Here is a 17,789-nt window from a genome sequence, read left to right on the forward strand (position 1 = left end):
AGCGAAGCATGAGTCGCTTCCATTATCAACCTCAGGATATCAATGATGAGTTCTCCGAAAAGGTATTTAATCACTACCTGGAGTCGCTTGATCCTTCCAAAAGATTCCTGATGGCTTCCGATGTAGAACAGTTGAGACAGTTTACATATAAAGTCGATGACGAACTGGAATCAGAAACTTTCCAGTTGTTTGATCTTTCTGTTTCTCTATTTGAAAAGAGAAGAGAAGAGACCAAAGCATTCTATCAAGAAATACTGGAAGAACCTTTCGACTTTAATATAGAAGAAAGTCTGGAAGGAGATCCGGAAAAGATGCCTTATGCTTCTTCGGGTGAAGAACTGAAAGAGCGCTGGCGCAAATCCCTTAAACTCCAAACCCTTTCCCGCCTGGTTACCGATATGAATAAGCAGGAAAAAAAGAAGCAAAAGGATAGTGGAGAAGAAGCCATGGAGATTAAACCCATGGAACTTTTGGAAGAAAATGCTCGTGCAAGAGTTTTGAAATCTCACAATGAGTGGTTCAAACGCATGGAGCAGGAAACCCTCAAAGATAAAAGAGCTGATTATATCAATGCGATCACGACTACCTATGATCCGCATACAGAATACCTTCCTCCCAAAGACAAGCAAGCCTTTGATATCCGTATTTCAGGTAAACTGGAAGGAATCGGAGCCCAGCTGAATGAAGAGGATGGGATGATAAAAGTTGTACGCATTGTACATGGTAGTCCTTCTTTCCTTCAGGGAGATTTGGAAGTAAATGACAAAATCCTAAAAGTTGGACAGGGAGAAGAAGAACCGATTGATGTAGTAAGCATGAATCTGGATGATGCCATCCAATTGATTCGTGGGAAAAAAGGAACAGAAGTTCGCCTGACCGTACAAAAGCTGGACGGAAATGTGATTACTATTCCTTTGATCAGAGACGTGATCATCATCGATGAGACCTACGCAAAATCAGCCATCCTTAAAGCAGATAACAATAAAAAGAGTGTAGGATACATTCATCTTCCCAAATTCTATTTCGATCTGAATGACCGCTATGGTCGTCGCGCTGCTACGGATGTTTCAGCCGAGATCGCAAAACTAAAAGAGCAAAAGGTAGATGGAATCATCCTCGATCTGAGAAATAATGGAGGTGGTTCTTTGGCTGATGTAGTCGAAATGGCTGGACTCTTTATCGAAGAAGGGCCTATCGTTCAGGTAAAATCTCGTGAAGGTAAGCCTTACATCCTGAGAGACCGCGACCCACAGGTACAATACGAAGGTAAATTGGTGGTTTTGGTAAATGAATTCAGTGCTTCAGCATCTGAAATCATGGCCGCTGCCATCCAGGACTATAAAAGAGGAATCGTTGTTGGAACCACCACTTATGGTAAAGGTACCGTTCAAAGATTTGTTGATTTGGATGACCTGATCAGAGGTTCGTATGAAATCAAACCTTTAGGTGATCTGAAAATGACAACTCAGAAATTTTACCGCATCAATGGTGGTGCTACCCAATTGAGAGGAGTTGTACCAGATATTCAGCTTCCGGATGAGTATAGCTTGCTGGATATTGGTGAAAGAGAAAATGAGCACTCTATGGCCTGGGATGAAATAGAAGCAGTTCCTTTTGCAATAGAAAGAAATGCTTTCGGCAATCTATCTCAGATCAAAAGCAAAAGCGAAGGAAGGATAGCTTCAAATCCTACTTTCCAATTGATTCAACAAAATGCAGAGCGCCTCAAGCGTCGCCAGGAATCTGAAGACTATCCCTTGAGCCTTGAAGCTTATCGTGCACAGCGCAAAAGACTCAATGAAGAATCAGAGAAATACAAAGATATTTCCAAAGATATCGATGGTTTCGATGTATCTCTTCTCCAGATTGATCTGGATGCTGCCTCAGAAGACGAAGGCCGTCTTGCCCGTATGGAAAAATGGCAAAAAGACCTGGGCAAAGATCCTTATGTATATGAAGCTGTTCAGATCATCAAAAGCATGAAATGATCAGTTAATTAGATAAAAGAAAAGAGCTGGCTTTAATGAGCCAGCTCTTTTTGCTATATTTTGGTATCAATCAATACAGCTGTTAACCCAATGCAACGCCTGCTACTTATATTCATACTAGCTTTTCTGTCTCAATCCTGTATGCTTCAGGGGACACCAAAAACCGGGGACCAAAAGCCGGGCAAGGCAGATATGTACGAAAGCTTCAACAAGCATCGAAGTTTACTGATCGTATATGGAAGCGGAGCAGAAAAGGAAACGGAAAAGTATCGTCAATTAGCCAACTCTCTAAAAGAAAGGATGGGAGGTGGTAGGAGGCCCCTTGAGATAATGATCCAATCCGATCAGGAATATGCCATGGAACAATGGAAAGAAATTCCTGGTTTTCTCATAGGAACTCCTGCATCAAATAGTCTCCTGGCAAGACTAAATCCCTTCTTGCCTTTTCAGCAAAGTGATAGCAGTTTCTATATTAACGGGCAAAACTTTGAAGAAAAGGAGCAAGCCTACCAACTTAGTTTTTTCCCAAATCCAGATAGTCAATGGACACCTATAACGGTTGTTTCCGGGAATTCTGAGCAAGCTGTATTGAATTTGCTGGATCGATTGACTTCAGGCCGAAGATTTAGAATTTGGGGCTCTTTACCTTATCAGGTTTATGAGGACGGAAAGCGAATTGCGATGGGGGATTTTGATGAAGATTGGAAAGTGGATACAGAACTGAGTTGGTATTTTGACCCTCAGCCTCACCCACGATTTGAATCCGCAGGTATCGAGATTTATGAACATTCAACAGGTCTTGAGCAAGAAGAGTTAGAGAGGATAGGAAAGAAGGTTCTGGACGAAATAGAAATAGTTAAGAGCTTTTGGGATACAGAGAAGGAGTTAGATAAAATCTCCCTCAATCTGTATGGAAGCCCTGAAATCATGGGAATGATGAAGGGAGAAATGAAAGCCTGTTATCAGGATTTGGATAAAAATGATGTTCACATTCTCGCCCATGAATATTTTCCCGGCTTAAGCAAAGAGTCTCAGTATCTTTGGATTCTGAGGGAAATTACTGGAGGGGAAGCCAATCCCGTTCTGCAAAGGGGCCTGGCTGTATATTTCTCTGAAGACTGGCAACGGAAAGGACATCGTTATTGGACTGCCAAACTCTTCCGTTCCGGCGACTGGCAGAATATCGATGAGCTTTTGGCGAACCATAGCAATGAATATGCATCCCTCATTACGCAGGGAGCACTTTCTGCCACCTTGGTTGAATTTCTTCTGGAAGAATGGGGCAAAGAGATTTTTCTGGAAAATTACACCAGTTGGAGCCCGGCAAAAAAGGAATTAAAAAACCTGAATAAAAAATGGATCAACTACCTCAGCGATCTTTCCAATAGCATCACCGATGAGCAAAGGGAAATAGAACTTCCGCCTTATCTGAAAGGGATGACTTTTGCCCATGAAGGCTATGCTGTTTACAACGGCTATGGATCAACTTTGGCAAGAAAATCTCTGGAAGAAATCAAAGCCCATAATGTGAATACCATTTCCATTGTACCATATTCAGGATTAAGAGAAACCAATAAACCCAATCCTGTTCGATTCAGCAGGGGATCAGGAGGAGAAAATGATATCTCAGTCGTTTATGCCAGTCGGGCCGCACAGAATTTGGGCATCAAGACCATGATGAAGCCTCAAATCTGGTTTGGGAGATCTTGGCCGGGGGATCTGGAAATGCAAAATCAGGAGGACTGGGATCAGTTCTTTAGTTACTATCGGACCTGGATTCTGCATTATGCACTTCTGGCAGAGATACATGAATTCGATCTGCTTTGTATTGGGGTCGAATTTGTCAAAGCTAGCACACAGCAACCCAAAGCCTGGGCACAATTGGCTAGAGATTTGAAAAAGATTTTCTCCGGAAAAATCACCTATGCCGCAAACTGGGGGGAAGAGATTGAAAAACTATCTCCAGAGCTATCAGCTGAACTCGATTTCCTGGGAGTCGATTGTTACTATCCCCTAAGCGATAAGACCTGGGCCAGTGATGAAGACCTGAAAGAAGGGTTTAAGAAAACCATGAAAAAGCTGTCAAAAATCAGCAAGAAACATGGCAAACCCCTCGTATTTACAGAAGTCGGTTTCCGAAGTATTCCCGAGGCATGGAAAGAACCTCATGCTGAAGCCAAAGATGATAAGGCCCTGGAAGAAGACCAGGCCCGATGTTATCAGGTAGTTCTTGAAGCCATGCGGGACGAGGATTGGCAGAGAGGCATGATCTGGTGGAAATGGCCCTCCTATATGAATTATGGCAATCGCTCGCCACAAAGCTTCTCTCCGGCCGGCAAAATGGCGGCTCAGGTGCTGAAAGAGTATTATGGGAAGAATGAGATTTGGGAGTAGGGAAGTGCGCAGGTGCTTTGTTGTTCATGTGTTTTCGTTTTTTTCCCCAGAACACCAGAACACCAGAACACATGTTCAGCCCCACTCCCTCCCTGCATTTAGCTCTTCTTTATCCCGATAGGCCTGCTCCAGGTCTATCTCAAAGCGATTGGCTAGTTCCAGCAGATAGCTCAGTACATCCGCCATTTCCCCTTCTATTCCATCCTTCTTATGGGATTTTCCCTCTTCCAAAAAGAGTTTTTTTCGTTTTCGGATGGCTTTCGCTAATTCTCCGATCTCTTCTGTGAAGAGAAGAAAGGTTTCCAGATCATTGCTGCTGTCCCATCCGCGTTCTTTACAAATTTCTGCCTGATACGCTTGCAATTGTGGGAGACTGGGAGATGTCGGAATTTGTGCCATAGGATTTCCTTTGGGAGTCTTGAAGGGAAATCGAAAATATTTACTTTTTTTGTGGAAATAAAAGAAACAAATGGAAACATCTATTTTTGGAGACCTGATGACCCTGGCAATGCTACTGCTGCTGCAAATGGTTTTGGGTTTCGACAATCTACTCTACATTTCACTCGAGTCTAAAAATGCACCACCTGAAAAACAGGCTTATGTTCGCAAAGTGGGAATCGGACTGGCAATTGTTCTGCGAATTGTTCTCCTGTTTATCCTGCTATCTGTTATTCAGTATTTCCAGGATCCCATCCTCGAATTTCATGATGGCTGGTTTGAAGGGAGCTTCAATATTCACAGCCTGATTGTTTTGCTGGGAGGAGGTTTCATCATTTATACAGCGATGAAAGAAATCTGGCATATGATCTCATTGGAGGATCATGCCGAACATGCGGCAAAGAAAAGCAAATCTGTGGGCCAGGTGATCTTTATGATCATTGTTATGAACCTGGTTTTTTCCTTTGATTCTATCCTGAGTGCCATGGCGCTTACTGATGTATTTTGGGTAATGGCCACAGCAATTGTTTTGGGTGGACTTATGATGATCTGGTTAGCGGATAGAATCTCTTCCTTTCTCCAAAAGAACAAAATGTACGAGGTATTGGGCCTCTTTATTCTCTTCCTCGTAGGCATTATGCTTACCTCTGAAGGCGGTCACCTGGCTCATATCAAAATCTTTGGAAACGAGATTACAGCTATGAGTAAGACAACTTTCTATTTCGTTCTGGTCATTCTGGTTATTACAGATGTGGTGCAGGGCCGATATCAAAGAAAACTTACCGCCCAACAGGCAGCAAAAAAGCCTTTGAGCTAAAATAGAGTGTTCAAGTGTTCTCGTGTTCTTGTATTCATGTTTCGGGCTAAATCATCCGGAACCCCAGAATACGAGAACAACAGAACACACTAAGACCTGCCCAACTATTTACAACATCCCCAAAAAACTCCTCAATACGGGATTGGGATTGTCCTTTTTCCAAATCACAGACAACTCAGCTTTCTGAGGGATATCGGGTATGCGCAAAAACTTCACCTTGAAGTCAAAACCGTGTTGAAGAGAAGTCGGGACAATGGCTATTCCCATTTTGCTTTCGACCAATTTGAAGATGGTATTGGCGTGGATGGATTTATGTGTGCTTTTAGGTGTAAAGCCCTGGTCTTCACAGATACTCAGGATTTTCTTGTAGTAATAATTGCTGTAATCGGTAGAAAAGAAAATGAAATTCTCGGATTGCAGCTGTTTCATATTGTGGAAGCCAGTCTCTTCCAGAGGATGAGTCTCCGGTAATACGACTGAAAAACTATCGACAAAGATCAACTTCTTTTCCAACTCTTCCGGGACCTTATCAATGCGGACAAATCCAATGTCCAGTTTTTCCCGCAGCACTTGCTCCAATTGAATATGTACAGACAATTCCTCCAGGACGCTACCTATTTTAGGGAAGGTATTATTTAGTTTTAGCAATAAGTCAGGGATTACATTCTGCATAGCCGAACCTACAAAGCCGATGCGCAATTCCCCTTCTTCTCCTATTTCGATACGCTTTAGCTGGGCCTCTATGCTCTCAAGTCTGTCAAAGATCAAATTAGCTTCCTGCTGGAAATACCGCCCCGCCGCAGTCAACTTAACCTTGCGTTGATTTCGTTCAAAAAGTTGTACCCCCAGGACTTCCTCCAATTGCCGTACCTGGCGACTTAATCCCGGCTGAGAAATGAAGAGACGCTCTGCTGCCTTTCTAAAATGTAATTCTTCTGCTACCGTCAAAAAGTACCTGAGATGTCTCAATTCATATTGATAACCCATGGTTATTAGTTGTTGACTTAAATGGTCTTGGTAAGTATCAATGATACGAATAATTTTATAAAATCGATCACCCGTTTATCTCAGATTCTAAATGGAAAAGAATGCTTTTCATTATGGTGAAGACCATTTAACTGTTGAACTTGGCCTGAGCCTCTTGAATGGACGTATCCGGGGACAGCTTTCTGAGCCTGTCCGGACCTCTATTCAGAATTGTAGTAAAATCGTGCATGATATCGCTGAAGGGGAAGACGCTGTCTATGGCATCAATACCGGTTTCGGCCCGCTTTGTACGGTTGCGGTTTCCTCAGAAGAAACCAGAGCGCTACAGGAAAAATTACTCAAAAGCCATGCAGTTGGGGTAGGAACGCCCATTTCTCCCGATATCTCCCGACTCATGCTGATTCTTAAAGTTCATGCATTGGCTAAAGGGCATTCAGGAATTCGGATGGAAACCATGAAGCGAATTCTGTGGATGATTGATGAAGAAATTTCTCCCTGGGTTCCAAGTCAGGGTTCAGTGGGAGCCTCAGGTGATTTGGCACCTTTGGCCCATCTGTTTTTGCCTTTGATTGGTTTGGGAAAGCTTTGGTGGAAAGGAGAGCTCTATAAGAGTTCGGACCTCTTGCAAAAATTTAAGCTAGAGAAAATCGAACTGGGTCCAAAGGAAGGCCTGGCCTTGATAAATGGAACTCAATTTATAGCTGCGCATGCAGTCATGGTGCATGAGAAATTCAGGAGCTGTTTGGAACATGCTGATCTCATTGGTGCCATGATGCTGGAAGGATTGCAGGGCTCTGGGAAACCTTTTTCTCCGGAGCTTCACGAACTTAGGCCCTATAAGGGAAGCCTCCATGTCGCTCAGAGAATTTCATTTTATCTCCAGGGCTCTGAAATTCTGGATTCGCATGCTGATTGTGATAGGGTCCAGGACCCTTATTCTCTTCGTTGCATGCCACAGGTTCACGGAGCCTCTCGCAATGCTTATATACACCTCAATGAGATGCTGGAGGTCGAAATGAATTCTGTAACAGACAATCCCCTCATCTTTGAGGATGGGCACAGCATCAGTGGAGGGAATTTCCACGGACAACCTTTGGCTTTGCCCTTGGACTATGCATGCCTCGCAGCAGCTGAACTAGGCAATATTTCCGACAGAAGAAGCTATCTTTCTTTGACAGGTGTATATCCTCCTGTTCCCAAACTATTGATGAAGAATACCGGCTCCAATTCCGGTTTTATGATTCACCAATATACTTCTGCTGCTTTGGTGAGCGAAAATAAATCTCTTTGCTTTCCAGCCAGTGCAGATAGTGTACCCACCTCTTTGGGACAGGAAGATCATGTCAGTATGGGATCGATCAGTGGACGTAAGACTTTGCAAGTCCTCGAAAATGTAGAGAAAATACTAGCTATAGAATTGCTCCTGGCAGCACAAGCAGTCGATTACCAGAGACCCAGAAAGTCCAGTCCGGTGCTAGAAGAGGTTCATTCTTTTGTGCGAGGCAAAATTGACCATAGCGAAGAAGATAAAGTCTATACAGGTGATATCGAAGCAGCTATACAACTCATCAAAGATCAATCTTTAATCAAAATATCCCATGAATATATCCACAGATCAGAAACGGATGACTTATTCCGAATTCATTGATACCTACGCCAATCACCCCAATTATAAATCACCACAAGGCCCTCAACTTCATGCCAAATCCTGGCAGACAGAAGCAGCCTTACGCATGTTCCTGAATAACCTGGACCATGAAGTAGCCGAGGACCCGAGTAAGTTGGTGGTTTATGGAGGAACCGGGCAAGCAGCCAGGAATCCTGAGGCCGCTCTTCAGATTATCAAATGCTTGCTAGAGCTGGACAATGATCACAGTTTGCTGGTACAATCTGGTAAGCCCGTGGGTATCGTAAGGACACATCCGGAAGCTCCCCGAGTATTGATTGCTAATAGTAATCTGGTTCCGGCCTGGGCAAACTGGGAGCATTTCGAAGACCTCAAGGAAAAGGGCCTGATGATGTACGGACAGATGACTGCGGGAAGCTGGATTTATATCGGTACGCAGGGGATCCTTCAGGGAACCTATGAAACCTTCGTTGCCTGTGGACAAAAGCATTTCAATGGAGACCTCAGGCATCGTTTGTTAGTGACGGGAGGACTAGGAGGAATGGGGGGCGCTCAACCTTTGGCTGCAACCCTGGCTGGTGCGACATTCCTGGGAGTAGATGTCGATCCAGAACGCATCCAGAAACGCATAGATACGCGCTATATCGATAAAATGACCCATGACTATGAAGAAGCTGTAAAATGGGTGCTGGAAGCGAAAGAAAAAGGAGAAAACCTGTCTGTAGGTTTGGTAGGAGATATTGGAGATGTCTTGGAAAAATTGATCGCTGACGGGATTACTCCCGATATTCTCACGGATCAAACCTCCGCCCATGATCCCTTGCATGGATATGTGCCTCATGGAATGAGCCTGAAAGAGGCAGAACGCCTGAGATCAGATGATCCGGAAACCTATCAGGAAAAAAGCCTCAAGAGCATGGCGCGTCATGTGAGTTTCATGTTGGAGATGAAGAAAAGAGGCAGCATTGTTTTCGATTATGGTAACAATCTACGCGAATTTGCTGTTCAGGGTGGAGAGAAAAATGCATTTGATTTCAAGGGCTTTGTCCCGGAGTATATTCGACCCTTATTTTGCGAAGGAAAAGGCCCTTTCCGATGGGCAGCCTTATCGGGGGATCCCGAAGATATTCGTGTTACGGATGATGCCTTGATCGCCGCTTTTCCCGAAAACCACCACATGATTAACTGGCTCAAGGAAGCTCGCGAAAAAGTAGCTTTTCAGGGTTTGCCTTGTCGGATTTGCTGGTTAGGGATGGGAGAAAGAGAAAAAGCTGGTTTGATCTTCAATGAACTTGTAAGAACGGGCAAAGTGAAAGCTCCGATTGTGATTGGTCGAGATCATTTGGATTGTGGTTCTGTTGCTTCTCCTAATCGGGAGACAGAAGCCATGAAAGATGGAAGTGATGCCGTATCAGACTGGCCTTTACTCAACCTCATGTCCAATGCATCGGGAGGAGCCACCTGGATTTCCTTTCACCATGGAGGAGGAGTTGGAATGGGATTCTCCCAGCATGCAGGTATGGTGATATTGGCTGATGGAACGGAAAGGGCTGAAAAATGTATCAAACGTGTCCTCCACAATGACCCAGCTCTGGGAATCTTTCGACATGCCGACGCTGGCTACGAAATCGCTCAGAATACCTCCGATCAATTTGATTTAGGCATTTAATTATGGAAATACTTATAGGTCCCTTCGCTGAATTGCTGAGCTTTGAAGGTCTCGGTCTCAAAGGTGCCATCAGCGATGAGGAACTCTTGATCCAAAAGGAGGCAGGGGTATGGGTTAAAGATGGAAGGGTTCTGAAGACAGGACCTTTCCATGACTTAAGAATAGAAGCCAATACCCAAAATGTAAGGATAAGTCATTTGGATAGCCCAATGGTAGCCTTGCCTGGCTTTGTGGATGCTCATACCCACATTTGTTTTGGGGGAAGTAGAGCCAGGGACTACGCTATGAGAAATGCGGGTAAATCCTATCTGGAAATCGCCAGAAGTGGAGGCGGAATCTGGGACAGTGTACAACAAACCCGTAATGCTTCAAAAGCAGACTTGATTAGCGGAATAAAAAACCGAGCTGCCCGACATCTGAAAGACGGAATCACCACGATAGAGGTGAAAAGTGGATACGGATTGAATCTGGAACAAGAACTTAAGATGCTGGAAGCCATTCGGGAGGCGAATTTGGAAACAGAAGCCGAGCTGATCCCCACTTGTCTGGCTGCTCATATCTGTCCCAAAGATTTTGATGGGGAAAAAGAAGCCTATCTTGCTTATATCCTATCGGATATTTTACCTGAATTGAAAAATCGCAAGCTCACAAATCGAGTAGATATATTTATTGAGGATACAGCCTTTGAGGTGGGGATGTCTAAAGATTTTTTGCTGAATGCAAAAGCTCAGGGTTTCGATTTAACAGTACACGCAGACCAATTTCATTCAGGAGGAAGCAAAATTGCTGTAGAGGTGGAAGCCAGGAGTGCAGATCACCTGGAAGCAAGCGGAGAAAAGGAGGTAGAAATACTGGCGAAAAGCAATACCGTTGCTGTAGTCCTGCCCGGAGCCTCGATGGGATTGGGAGAACCCTTTGGGCCAGCCAGAAAACTCCTGGATGGTGGAGCTTCTCTGGCAATTGCATCTGACTGGAATCCTGGTTCGGCGCCTATGGGAAACCTATTGACCCAGGCGGCTGTTTTAGGTACCTATGAGAAACTCAGTACAGCAGAAACCCTTTCTGCATTGACTTTCAGGGCAGCGGCAGCTTTGGGTCTGGAAGATAGAGGAAGATTGTTAGGGGGGATGCGGGCAGATATAGTCGCCTTCCCCGTGTCAGATCATCGGGAAATCCTCTACCATCAAGGCTCCCTAAAACCAAATATGGTTTGGAAAGCCGGTAAATTGTGCTGATCCTGTTCCCTTAAATGATTCATATCTATGTCAGAGGTTTTTCAGATTATTGAGCCGAAGTCTTCTTTTGTTCCCGTTTTGTTGAGCATCCCTCATCTGGGAACAGAATTTCCGGAGGAAGTCCGAAATCACTATGTGGAGGAACTGGCTGCAATTCCGGATGATACTGATTTCTACCTGGATCAACTGTATGATTTTGCCTCAGAAATAGGTATTACCATCATTCAGGCTCGCTACTCTCGTTGGTTGATTGACCTCAATCGTGATCCCCAAAATGTCTCATTATACAAAGACGGTCGAATGATCACAGGTCTTTGTCCAAGGGTAGATTTTAAGGGAAATGCGATATACAAAAGCACGGAGCTGGAGCCAGATGAGGAAGAGTTAAATAGACGAAAGGATGCCTATTATTTCCCCTATCACAAAAAAATCAGCGAAATTCTCCAAGGCTGGCGCAAAGAACATACTCATGTTTTACTCTGGGATGCACACTCTATCCGAGCCTATGTGAAGTCCATCCAGCAGGAAAAATTCCCCCAACTCATCCTGGGAAATAATGACAGGAAAAGTGCGGATGGAAAACTCATCGATCTGGCCTTACGGGAGTTGGGATCTCTTGGGCATGAATTGACGCATAATCATCCGTTCAAAGGAGGCTATATTACCCGGAGCAAAGGCGATCCTGAAAATGGGATTCATGCCTTACAACTGGAAATGATCAAAACCCTCTACATGGATGATGCAGAAATTTTGTATCATGAAGAAAGGGCAGGAAAACTAAAACCCCTGCTTAAAAACACCCTATTATCACTTTCTCAGTTACTCAAAAGCCTTTAATTCGAAATGAAGACTTATAAGTTTAAGGGATTACTGACGAAAAATGGCTGGTTGGAATCTGCCTATGTTCAGGTGGATGATCAGGGAATCATACAAGAGATTGGCCAGAAAAGAGTTTCTGATTTTGAATCGGTAGATGCCTATGCATTGCCGGGCTTCCAGAATGCCCATTCGCATGCCTTTCAGTATGCAATGGCAGGTTTGGCGGAAAGGCATAAAGCTTCAGCTATGGCAGATGATTTCTGGTCATGGAGGGAAGCCATGTATCAGCTGGCCCTGAGTATGAACCCGGATCAAATGGAAGCAATCGCTTCTATGTTATATGCTGAGATGTTGCGGCAGGGCTATACAGAAGTTGCAGAATTTCATTACCTCCATCATGACAAAGATGGGAAGCCCTATGGAAATCTGGCTGAAATGGGCGAAAGGCTACTGGCCGCAGCTCAAAAAACAGGAATAAAAATTAGCTTGATTCCCGTTTTCTACCGCTATGGAGGTTTTGGGAAAGCTGCCAATGAACGGCAAAGGCGATTTCTGAGTCAGGACCTTGAAGCTTATCTCAAATTATTTGATGAAAGCCGGTCTGCAAGCAGGAATTATCAACATGCCAGGGTTGGATACGCGGCGCATTCTATGAGGGCGGTTGCTACTTCAGACCTGAAAATGCTCTGTCAGGTACGCCAGCCTGAATTTCCCCTGCATATGCACATAGCAGAGCAGAAGCAAGAGATCAAGGAATGTATACAGACCCTAAAAGCTCGCCCGGTAGAATGGATACTCGATAACCTGAATCTTGGTCCCAATTTTCATTTGGTGCATTCGACGCATATGAGTCGTGATGAGTCTCGAGCCCTGGGAGAAAGTGGTGCCCATGTGGTTCTTTGTCCGAGTACCGAAGGCAATCTGGGAGATGGACTTTTTCCTTTACATAGCTTTCAGGAACATGGGGGGAAATGGAGTATTGGCACGGATAGTCATATTGGGCTAAATCCATTTGAAGAACTTCGCATCCTGGATTACGGACAAAGAATACATAGCCATAATCGCAATAGTTTTATTGGTACAGAAGCAGGGGACAATGGAGAAAAAGCCCTTGAGATGGCTTTCTTTGCCGGGAAAAAAGCTATGGGAAAGGAAGTGGAAGATTTCTTTGAAGTAGGGGAGGCCCTGGATGCATTGCTCATTGATCCTGATGCTCCCCTCATTGCTAGTAGTAGCCTCGAAAACCTGACCTCAAGCATTGTTTATACCTCTGATGCCTCTATGCATAAAGGTACGCTACTGAATGGCGAATGGAAGGTACGTGATGGGAAGCATATTGATCATTCCTCAATTACCAAAGATTTTGCTAAGGCGATAAAGGCACTGGGAAATCGCTGATCAGGCGATCGCTCTCAGAATTTGTTCCTGGAATACTTCGATGCTGAAATCTTTGGCTCTCTGACTGGCCATTTGAGATAGGCTTTGCATAATCTCCGGGCTATGTTTTAACTCCTGAATCTTGGCTTCTATCTTTTCTAATTCTCGCATATCGAGGTGAAATCCATCTTGTCCTTCCCGGATGATTTCTAAAGGCGCACCTACAGGAGGAACGATAGAAGGAATCCCATAACTCATGCCTTCCAGCAAGGTCATACCGAAAGTTTCCGGCCATTCAATTGGATGAGATAGGCTTAAGAGGAGATCGGTTTTAGCATAATACGGATGAACGTTTTCTTTAACCTCCTCCAGACTTAGATTTTGAGGGATAGAGGTTTCTCCCAAAAACTGCAGGATTTGTTGCTTTTTCTGGCTGATAATGAGCGTGAAATGAATTTCAGGGAGCTTTTTGGCTAATTCGATATACTCAAAAATTCCTTTTGCCTTTTTCAAGGAACACATCATCAATACCTCAAATGTATCTGTTGATCCTTGCTGCTTTTCCTGGGGCGCATATTCTTTAATCATTTCCATAAATTCCCTGGGTAAAGCATTATAAACTACCTCTTGGGGAATGTGTGGGAAATCATGGTATTCCTGTAAATATTTTGATACAAAGATCAGTTTGTTGGCACTCAATCGTATTACAGTCAGGAGTAGTTTCGTAAATAAAGGAGGCTGAAATTCAGTCTCATGCACATGATAAATCACTTTTTTCCCCATAAGCCATCCCGCCAAGCCTGCTCCAAAAGGCAAAATTGTATTGGCATAAATGCATACATCCTTTCGCCAGTATCTCAATAAACTGAAAAATAAAAATACTTGACTGAGGCTGAAATGGATGAGGCGAATGTATTTATTGGGATGCCATTTATACCAGGCATGAAAGCGATTGATACCTCTGAGGCCATCTAAAAATCCAGGGCCTTTGTTGGTAAAAAGATCCACTTCTATTCCTGCGGAACTCAGCGCGTTTACCACATCTGCCAGAACCTTCGGACTCCCGGTGAAATTATTGTACAAATGAGCAATAACGATCCGCTTCCTGTTCATGTGTTTCCTGATTAATGGGTATAATCAATAATCTTTTCCTGTTTGAGAATTTTTCTGTAAATCTCATTCACCATTTTCCCTTTAGCTTCCCAGGCAAACCAGCTCTCAAATCTGTTTCTTGCTCCTTTTGAGAGAACCTTTCGGTAAGCTGGATCCGCTGCCAGACGATGTATGGCATGTGCCAGTAAATCCAGGCTTTCTTCATAGTCGATAAAAGGAACCTTGATTCCTGAATTTTCATCTATGGATTCGCCGGGACCCGAATTGTCCAGACATATGACAGGGATGCTATGCACAAAGGCTTCTGGTACGACCATACCGGCACCTTCATGGGAAGGAAAAAGAAAAATATCGCTCTTCTTGTATATCTCCTCCAGTTTATGCTTCTCTATCCAATCAATGAATCGGATTTGTTCTGATACCTTCAATTCTTTCGCCAGGCGAATCAGGTAATTTTTATAGGGACCTTTGCCGACGATTGTAAGGCGGACCCCATCTTTGCGGAGAGGATTAAGTTCATGGTAAAATTTTGCAAAAGATCTGATTGTGAGATCAAAAGCCTTTAAAGGAACAAAGCGACCGATTGATAATAGTTCCAATACAGGATGTTCTTCTTTCTCATCTGCCTCTTGCCAGGGAGCACCTATTGCCGGCATATGGATGATGCGTTTGCTATTCCCTGGTATGCGGTTTTTTACATCATGGTTTACAGCCAAAATAACTTCTGATGCTTCGATTCCCTTCTTAAGATTAGGACTCAGCACCCAGAAGGCTAATTTGATCCACCATCTGATGCGATCTTTCAGGTATTCTACAACTCCATAGTGGGGAAGAATGTAGTCTTTGCGAATCTTGGTATGATGACCAATTGGCCCCCAAACCGTTGGCATGCCCAGTTTCCAAAGAAAGTTGGGAATCCAGTCATTATGGAAATTTAGGTTGTGGGCGATATCGAAATCAAGGTCCATTTCCCGGACGAAATTGGGAACTGTCCTTTGCCACAGGTAGAAATAGGGGAGGGCCCCAAATGAACCTCGTTTCCAAAACCTTTGATACTTGGGAAGGTCGTATCCAAAGAATCTCATATTGGATTCCTGACTCAATTCCTGCTCTTCCAGGTAACGCTCAATATGCGGCAGGTTATTCTCGCGGGTAATAACAATGACCTGGTTGTATTTGGCCAGTTCTTTTACCCAATTCCAGCCAGTTCCATCTTCGGAGCCTTTGTAGGGATTTATTGCATATGCTGTAATGAGGATCGTTCGCATAAATGCTATTAAGCAGGTTGAAGGTCCTTTAGTTCAACTTTGGGGAGATGAATCTGCTTGATAACTTTCGCAGGTACTCCCCCAATGATTGTATTGGCGGGGAATGATTTGGTAACTACTGCTCCGGCGGCTACAATACAATTATCTCCGATACTCACGCCATCTAGGACGGTAACTTTCGCCCCAATCCAGCAATTTCTTCCAATCTTTATCCCCTTTCTACTGACTCCCTGAAGTCGGATAGGTAACTCAGGGATATCATATTTATGGTTTTCGGGATGGCAACTCAGGTAAGCTCCTATGATACAATCCTGGCCAATCTCCAATCCGCCAGCTCCTCCTAAATGCGCAAAATCGCCCAGACCCACATTATCACCTATTCTTATAAAGGCTCCAAGCTCATGAAATGTTTGGGAAATAACCAGTCGGCTATATGCTCCAATGTTTACATTATTCCCCAGTTCCAGGGCTTCCTTGCCTAATGCACTTAGGTATGCTCCTTCATGTATCTGGACAAATTTACCGAATTTCATATTTCGGAGATTGAAAAACCGAACCCCTCTGCCTAAAAAAAGCAAAGAAGGAATTTTCCCCCTGAAAAGGAGTTTAAATGAGCGTATAAAACAGATGAGTCTTTGGAAAGCGAGGGAAAGAATGATATGATCTCTTACCCCATCATCCAGGACAAAATCCGGATTTTTCCTTCGAGCAAAGCTTATCAGTATTTTCTTAATCATGCTTTTCTGATTCTTCCCCAGCAATTTCCAGGTATGCATTTTCTATGCTTTCCAGGCTTTCTTCCAGCACTACATTATTGAGTAAGAGGTAGGTGGATGCTTTGTGTTTCCTATCAAATTCGCCAAATAAGGCTTTAAAATCAGTAGTTAATTTGCGGATATCTTCCGCACTCAATTCCTGCTTTCTGGCCAAAATAAGCTCAGGATCCGCATAAAGTAACACATTGAGATCTGGCTTGAAGACAAAGCGATAAAGGGCTTTGATAAAGGCCGGTGGCAGGACTATGTTTGCTCTTTTGCTATCTACGATATAATCGAAATAGTAGCGATCATAGAGAATGATATGCCCTTTGAGACTATGCTTGAGGTAAACATAAAATTGACCCAGCACATAATCGCAGTAATAGTACATGAAACGAACAAAAGAAGAAATCTTGCTCTTATTGGTCCCTGTTCTGGGTAAAGTATTGGCAGCCTTTTGCTCTGCCTCCTGTTTCCCATATTTATAGGAACTGAGAATTGGCAAAATAGAGGGCCTTTGCCTTAGCAACACAATTTCCTTGCGATATTTTTCTGCGAGGATTTTGCGGGTTTCTTCCAGAATGGTTGATTTACCGGCTCCATCAACTCCACTAAAGGTGATCACCATGCCGGGATCTTTTAGTCTATCTCTGAAACTGGAGGCCTTCAACAATAAACCGGTCCATCCCTGGTTGTCGGAAAAATTTTGAATTCTGGCAATGAGCTTTTTGCGATGGGGCAGCAAATCAAAGATATTATCTCCCAACTCCTCCAATTGGTATTTGGTCTGAATGTACTGCCTGACTTCTGCTTTTTTCTGTCCGTCCAATTGATGATAAAAGTCGATATACTTCTGCGGAATCTCAGAGGAATTGAGCGTATAAAAGAGGCTTAGATAGGCGAAAGAATGCTGCAAACTGGCAATTTTGATTCCTTCCAGGTTCAAATTGCTGAATTCCAGAATTTCCTCTGTTTGAAGAAAGACATTGAATTTCCATTTACAGGCATGAATCAAATCCATTTCCAGAAAACTCCCATCCTCAAAGAATATCTCTGCGTAGAGCGCAAATGATTTCTCCCGAAACCGCACCCGTTTCACATAATTTGAGTCCTGGATCAATCTTTTCCATTCCCGGATCTCCTTTTTGTCGATGATCAGGTCAATATCACTTTTTTCGGGTATGTGATACTGAGTAGGATAAAAATATTTGAGGTAAGCATATCTCAGCTTCCTGCTTCCTTTAAAAAGTTCCTGTATAAATTCCTGACGCTTTCCTAACTTGATTGTCTGCATAATTC

Annotated in this window: 14 protein-coding genes; 8 read left to right on the forward strand and 6 right to left on the reverse strand. The window is 43.7% G+C overall.

The annotated features are described in order from the left end of the window. Positions 1–8: 8 nt before the first annotated feature. Positions 9–1,988 (forward strand): carboxy terminal-processing peptidase, encoded by a 1,980-nt coding sequence (locus R8P61_05290; protein ID MDW3646449.1) that lies wholly within the window; start codon positions 9–11, stop codon positions 1,986–1,988. A 90-nt stretch (positions 1,989–2,078) separates the two neighbouring features. After that, entirely contained in the window at positions 2,079–4,382 is a 2,304-nt protein-coding gene (locus R8P61_05295) for a hypothetical protein (protein ID MDW3646450.1), read from the forward strand. Positions 4,383–4,457: 75 nt separating this feature from the next. On the opposite strand, the gene R8P61_05300 is transcribed toward R8P61_05295, so the two are convergent. Next, positions 4,458–4,781, reverse strand: a complete 324-nt coding sequence (locus tag R8P61_05300; GenBank protein ID MDW3646451.1) for a MazG nucleotide pyrophosphohydrolase domain-containing protein — start codon at positions 4,779–4,781, stop codon at positions 4,458–4,460. 70 nt (positions 4,782–4,851) lie between these two features. Between R8P61_05300 and R8P61_05305 the strand changes: the two genes are divergently transcribed. After that, positions 4,852–5,637, forward strand: coding sequence for a TerC family protein (locus R8P61_05305; GenBank protein ID MDW3646452.1), 786 nt, complete (start codon positions 4,852–4,854; stop codon positions 5,635–5,637). Between the two features lie 108 nt (positions 5,638–5,745). On the opposite strand, the gene R8P61_05310 is transcribed toward R8P61_05305, so the two are convergent. Continuing rightward, on the reverse strand, positions 5,746–6,624 hold the full coding sequence (locus tag R8P61_05310; GenBank protein MDW3646453.1) for a LysR family transcriptional regulator: 879 nt from the start codon (positions 6,622–6,624) through the stop codon (positions 5,746–5,748). 91 nt (positions 6,625–6,715) lie between these two features. Between R8P61_05310 and hutH the strand changes: the two genes are divergently transcribed. From hutH to hutF, 5 genes are read left to right on the forward strand one after another with little or no spacing between them, the layout of a single operon-like run. Next, positions 6,716–8,272: a histidine ammonia-lyase gene (hutH, locus tag R8P61_05315; GenBank protein MDW3646454.1), complete on the forward strand. Its 1,557-nt coding sequence runs from the start codon at positions 6,716–6,718 to the stop codon at positions 8,270–8,272. Continuing rightward, positions 8,250–9,920, forward strand: a complete 1,671-nt coding sequence (hutU, locus tag R8P61_05320; GenBank protein ID MDW3646455.1) for a urocanate hydratase — start codon at positions 8,250–8,252, stop codon at positions 9,918–9,920. Before hutH ends, hutU begins: the two co-directional genes overlap by 23 nt. 2 nt (positions 9,921–9,922) lie before the next feature. Continuing rightward, positions 9,923–11,155, forward strand: coding sequence for an imidazolonepropionase (gene hutI / locus R8P61_05325; GenBank protein ID MDW3646456.1), 1,233 nt, complete (start codon positions 9,923–9,925; stop codon positions 11,153–11,155). Positions 11,156–11,182: 27 nt separating this feature from the next. Continuing rightward, positions 11,183–11,992, forward strand: coding sequence for an N-formylglutamate amidohydrolase (locus R8P61_05330; protein ID MDW3646457.1), 810 nt, complete (start codon positions 11,183–11,185; stop codon positions 11,990–11,992). 6 nt (positions 11,993–11,998) lie between these two features. Further along, positions 11,999–13,372: a formimidoylglutamate deiminase gene (gene hutF, locus R8P61_05335; GenBank protein MDW3646458.1), complete on the forward strand. Its 1,374-nt coding sequence runs from the start codon at positions 11,999–12,001 to the stop codon at positions 13,370–13,372. On the opposite strand, the gene R8P61_05340 is transcribed toward hutF, so the two are convergent. Genes R8P61_05340 through R8P61_05355 form a run of 4 tightly spaced genes read right to left on the reverse strand, consistent with a single transcriptional unit; the run spans position 13,373 to position 17,784 of the window. Beyond that, positions 13,373–14,464 (reverse strand): glycosyltransferase family 4 protein, encoded by a 1,092-nt coding sequence (locus R8P61_05340; GenBank protein MDW3646459.1) that lies wholly within the window; start codon positions 14,462–14,464, stop codon positions 13,373–13,375. It abuts the gene before it with no gap. An 11-nt stretch (positions 14,465–14,475) separates the two neighbouring features. After that, on the reverse strand, positions 14,476–15,732 hold the full coding sequence (locus tag R8P61_05345; GenBank protein ID MDW3646460.1) for a glycosyltransferase family 4 protein: 1,257 nt from the start codon (positions 15,730–15,732) through the stop codon (positions 14,476–14,478). An 8-nt stretch (positions 15,733–15,740) separates the two neighbouring features. Then, the gene (locus R8P61_05350; protein ID MDW3646461.1) at positions 15,741–16,469 is read right to left on the reverse strand and encodes an acyltransferase; all 729 of its coding nucleotides are present in this window, start codon (positions 16,467–16,469) and stop codon (positions 15,741–15,743) included. Further along, the gene (locus R8P61_05355) at positions 16,462–17,784 is read right to left on the reverse strand and encodes a hypothetical protein (protein ID MDW3646462.1); all 1,323 of its coding nucleotides are present in this window, start codon (positions 17,782–17,784) and stop codon (positions 16,462–16,464) included. Before R8P61_05355 ends, R8P61_05350 begins: the two co-directional genes overlap by 8 nt. Between the last annotated feature and the right edge of the window lie 5 nt (positions 17,785–17,789).

The organism is Bacteroidia bacterium (assembly GCA_033391075.1).
In the GTDB taxonomy this organism is placed as follows: Bacteria; Bacteroidota; Bacteroidia; order J057; family J057; genus JAWPMV01.

Excerpts from the sequence above, each read along its gene's own strand:
- R8P61_05290 (MDW3646449.1), top strand. The coding sequence starts at position 9 with ATGAGTCGCTTCCATTATCAACCTCAGGATATCAATGATGAGTTCTCC.
- R8P61_05295 (MDW3646450.1), top strand. The coding sequence starts at position 2,079 with ATGCAACGCCTGCTACTTATATTCATACTAGCTTTTCTGTCTCAATCC.
- R8P61_05300 (MDW3646451.1), bottom strand. The coding sequence starts at position 4,781 with ATGGCACAAATTCCGACATCTCCCAGTCTCCCACAATTGCAAGCGTAT.
- R8P61_05305 (MDW3646452.1), top strand. The coding sequence starts at position 4,852 with ATGGAAACATCTATTTTTGGAGACCTGATGACCCTGGCAATGCTACTG.
- R8P61_05310 (MDW3646453.1), bottom strand. The coding sequence starts at position 6,624 with ATGGGTTATCAATATGAATTGAGACATCTCAGGTACTTTTTGACGGTA.
- hutH (MDW3646454.1), top strand. The coding sequence starts at position 6,716 with ATGGAAAAGAATGCTTTTCATTATGGTGAAGACCATTTAACTGTTGAA.
- hutU (MDW3646455.1), top strand. The coding sequence starts at position 8,250 with ATGACTTATTCCGAATTCATTGATACCTACGCCAATCACCCCAATTAT.
- hutI (MDW3646456.1), top strand. The coding sequence starts at position 9,923 with ATGGAAATACTTATAGGTCCCTTCGCTGAATTGCTGAGCTTTGAAGGT.
- R8P61_05330 (MDW3646457.1), top strand. The coding sequence starts at position 11,183 with ATGTCAGAGGTTTTTCAGATTATTGAGCCGAAGTCTTCTTTTGTTCCC.
- hutF (MDW3646458.1), top strand. The coding sequence starts at position 11,999 with ATGAAGACTTATAAGTTTAAGGGATTACTGACGAAAAATGGCTGGTTG.
- R8P61_05340 (MDW3646459.1), bottom strand. The coding sequence starts at position 14,464 with ATGAACAGGAAGCGGATCGTTATTGCTCATTTGTACAATAATTTCACC.
- R8P61_05345 (MDW3646460.1), bottom strand. The coding sequence starts at position 15,732 with ATGCGAACGATCCTCATTACAGCATATGCAATAAATCCCTACAAAGGC.
- R8P61_05350 (MDW3646461.1), bottom strand. The coding sequence starts at position 16,469 with ATGATTAAGAAAATACTGATAAGCTTTGCTCGAAGGAAAAATCCGGAT.
- R8P61_05355 (MDW3646462.1), bottom strand. The coding sequence starts at position 17,784 with ATGCAGACAATCAAGTTAGGAAAGCGTCAGGAATTTATACAGGAACTT.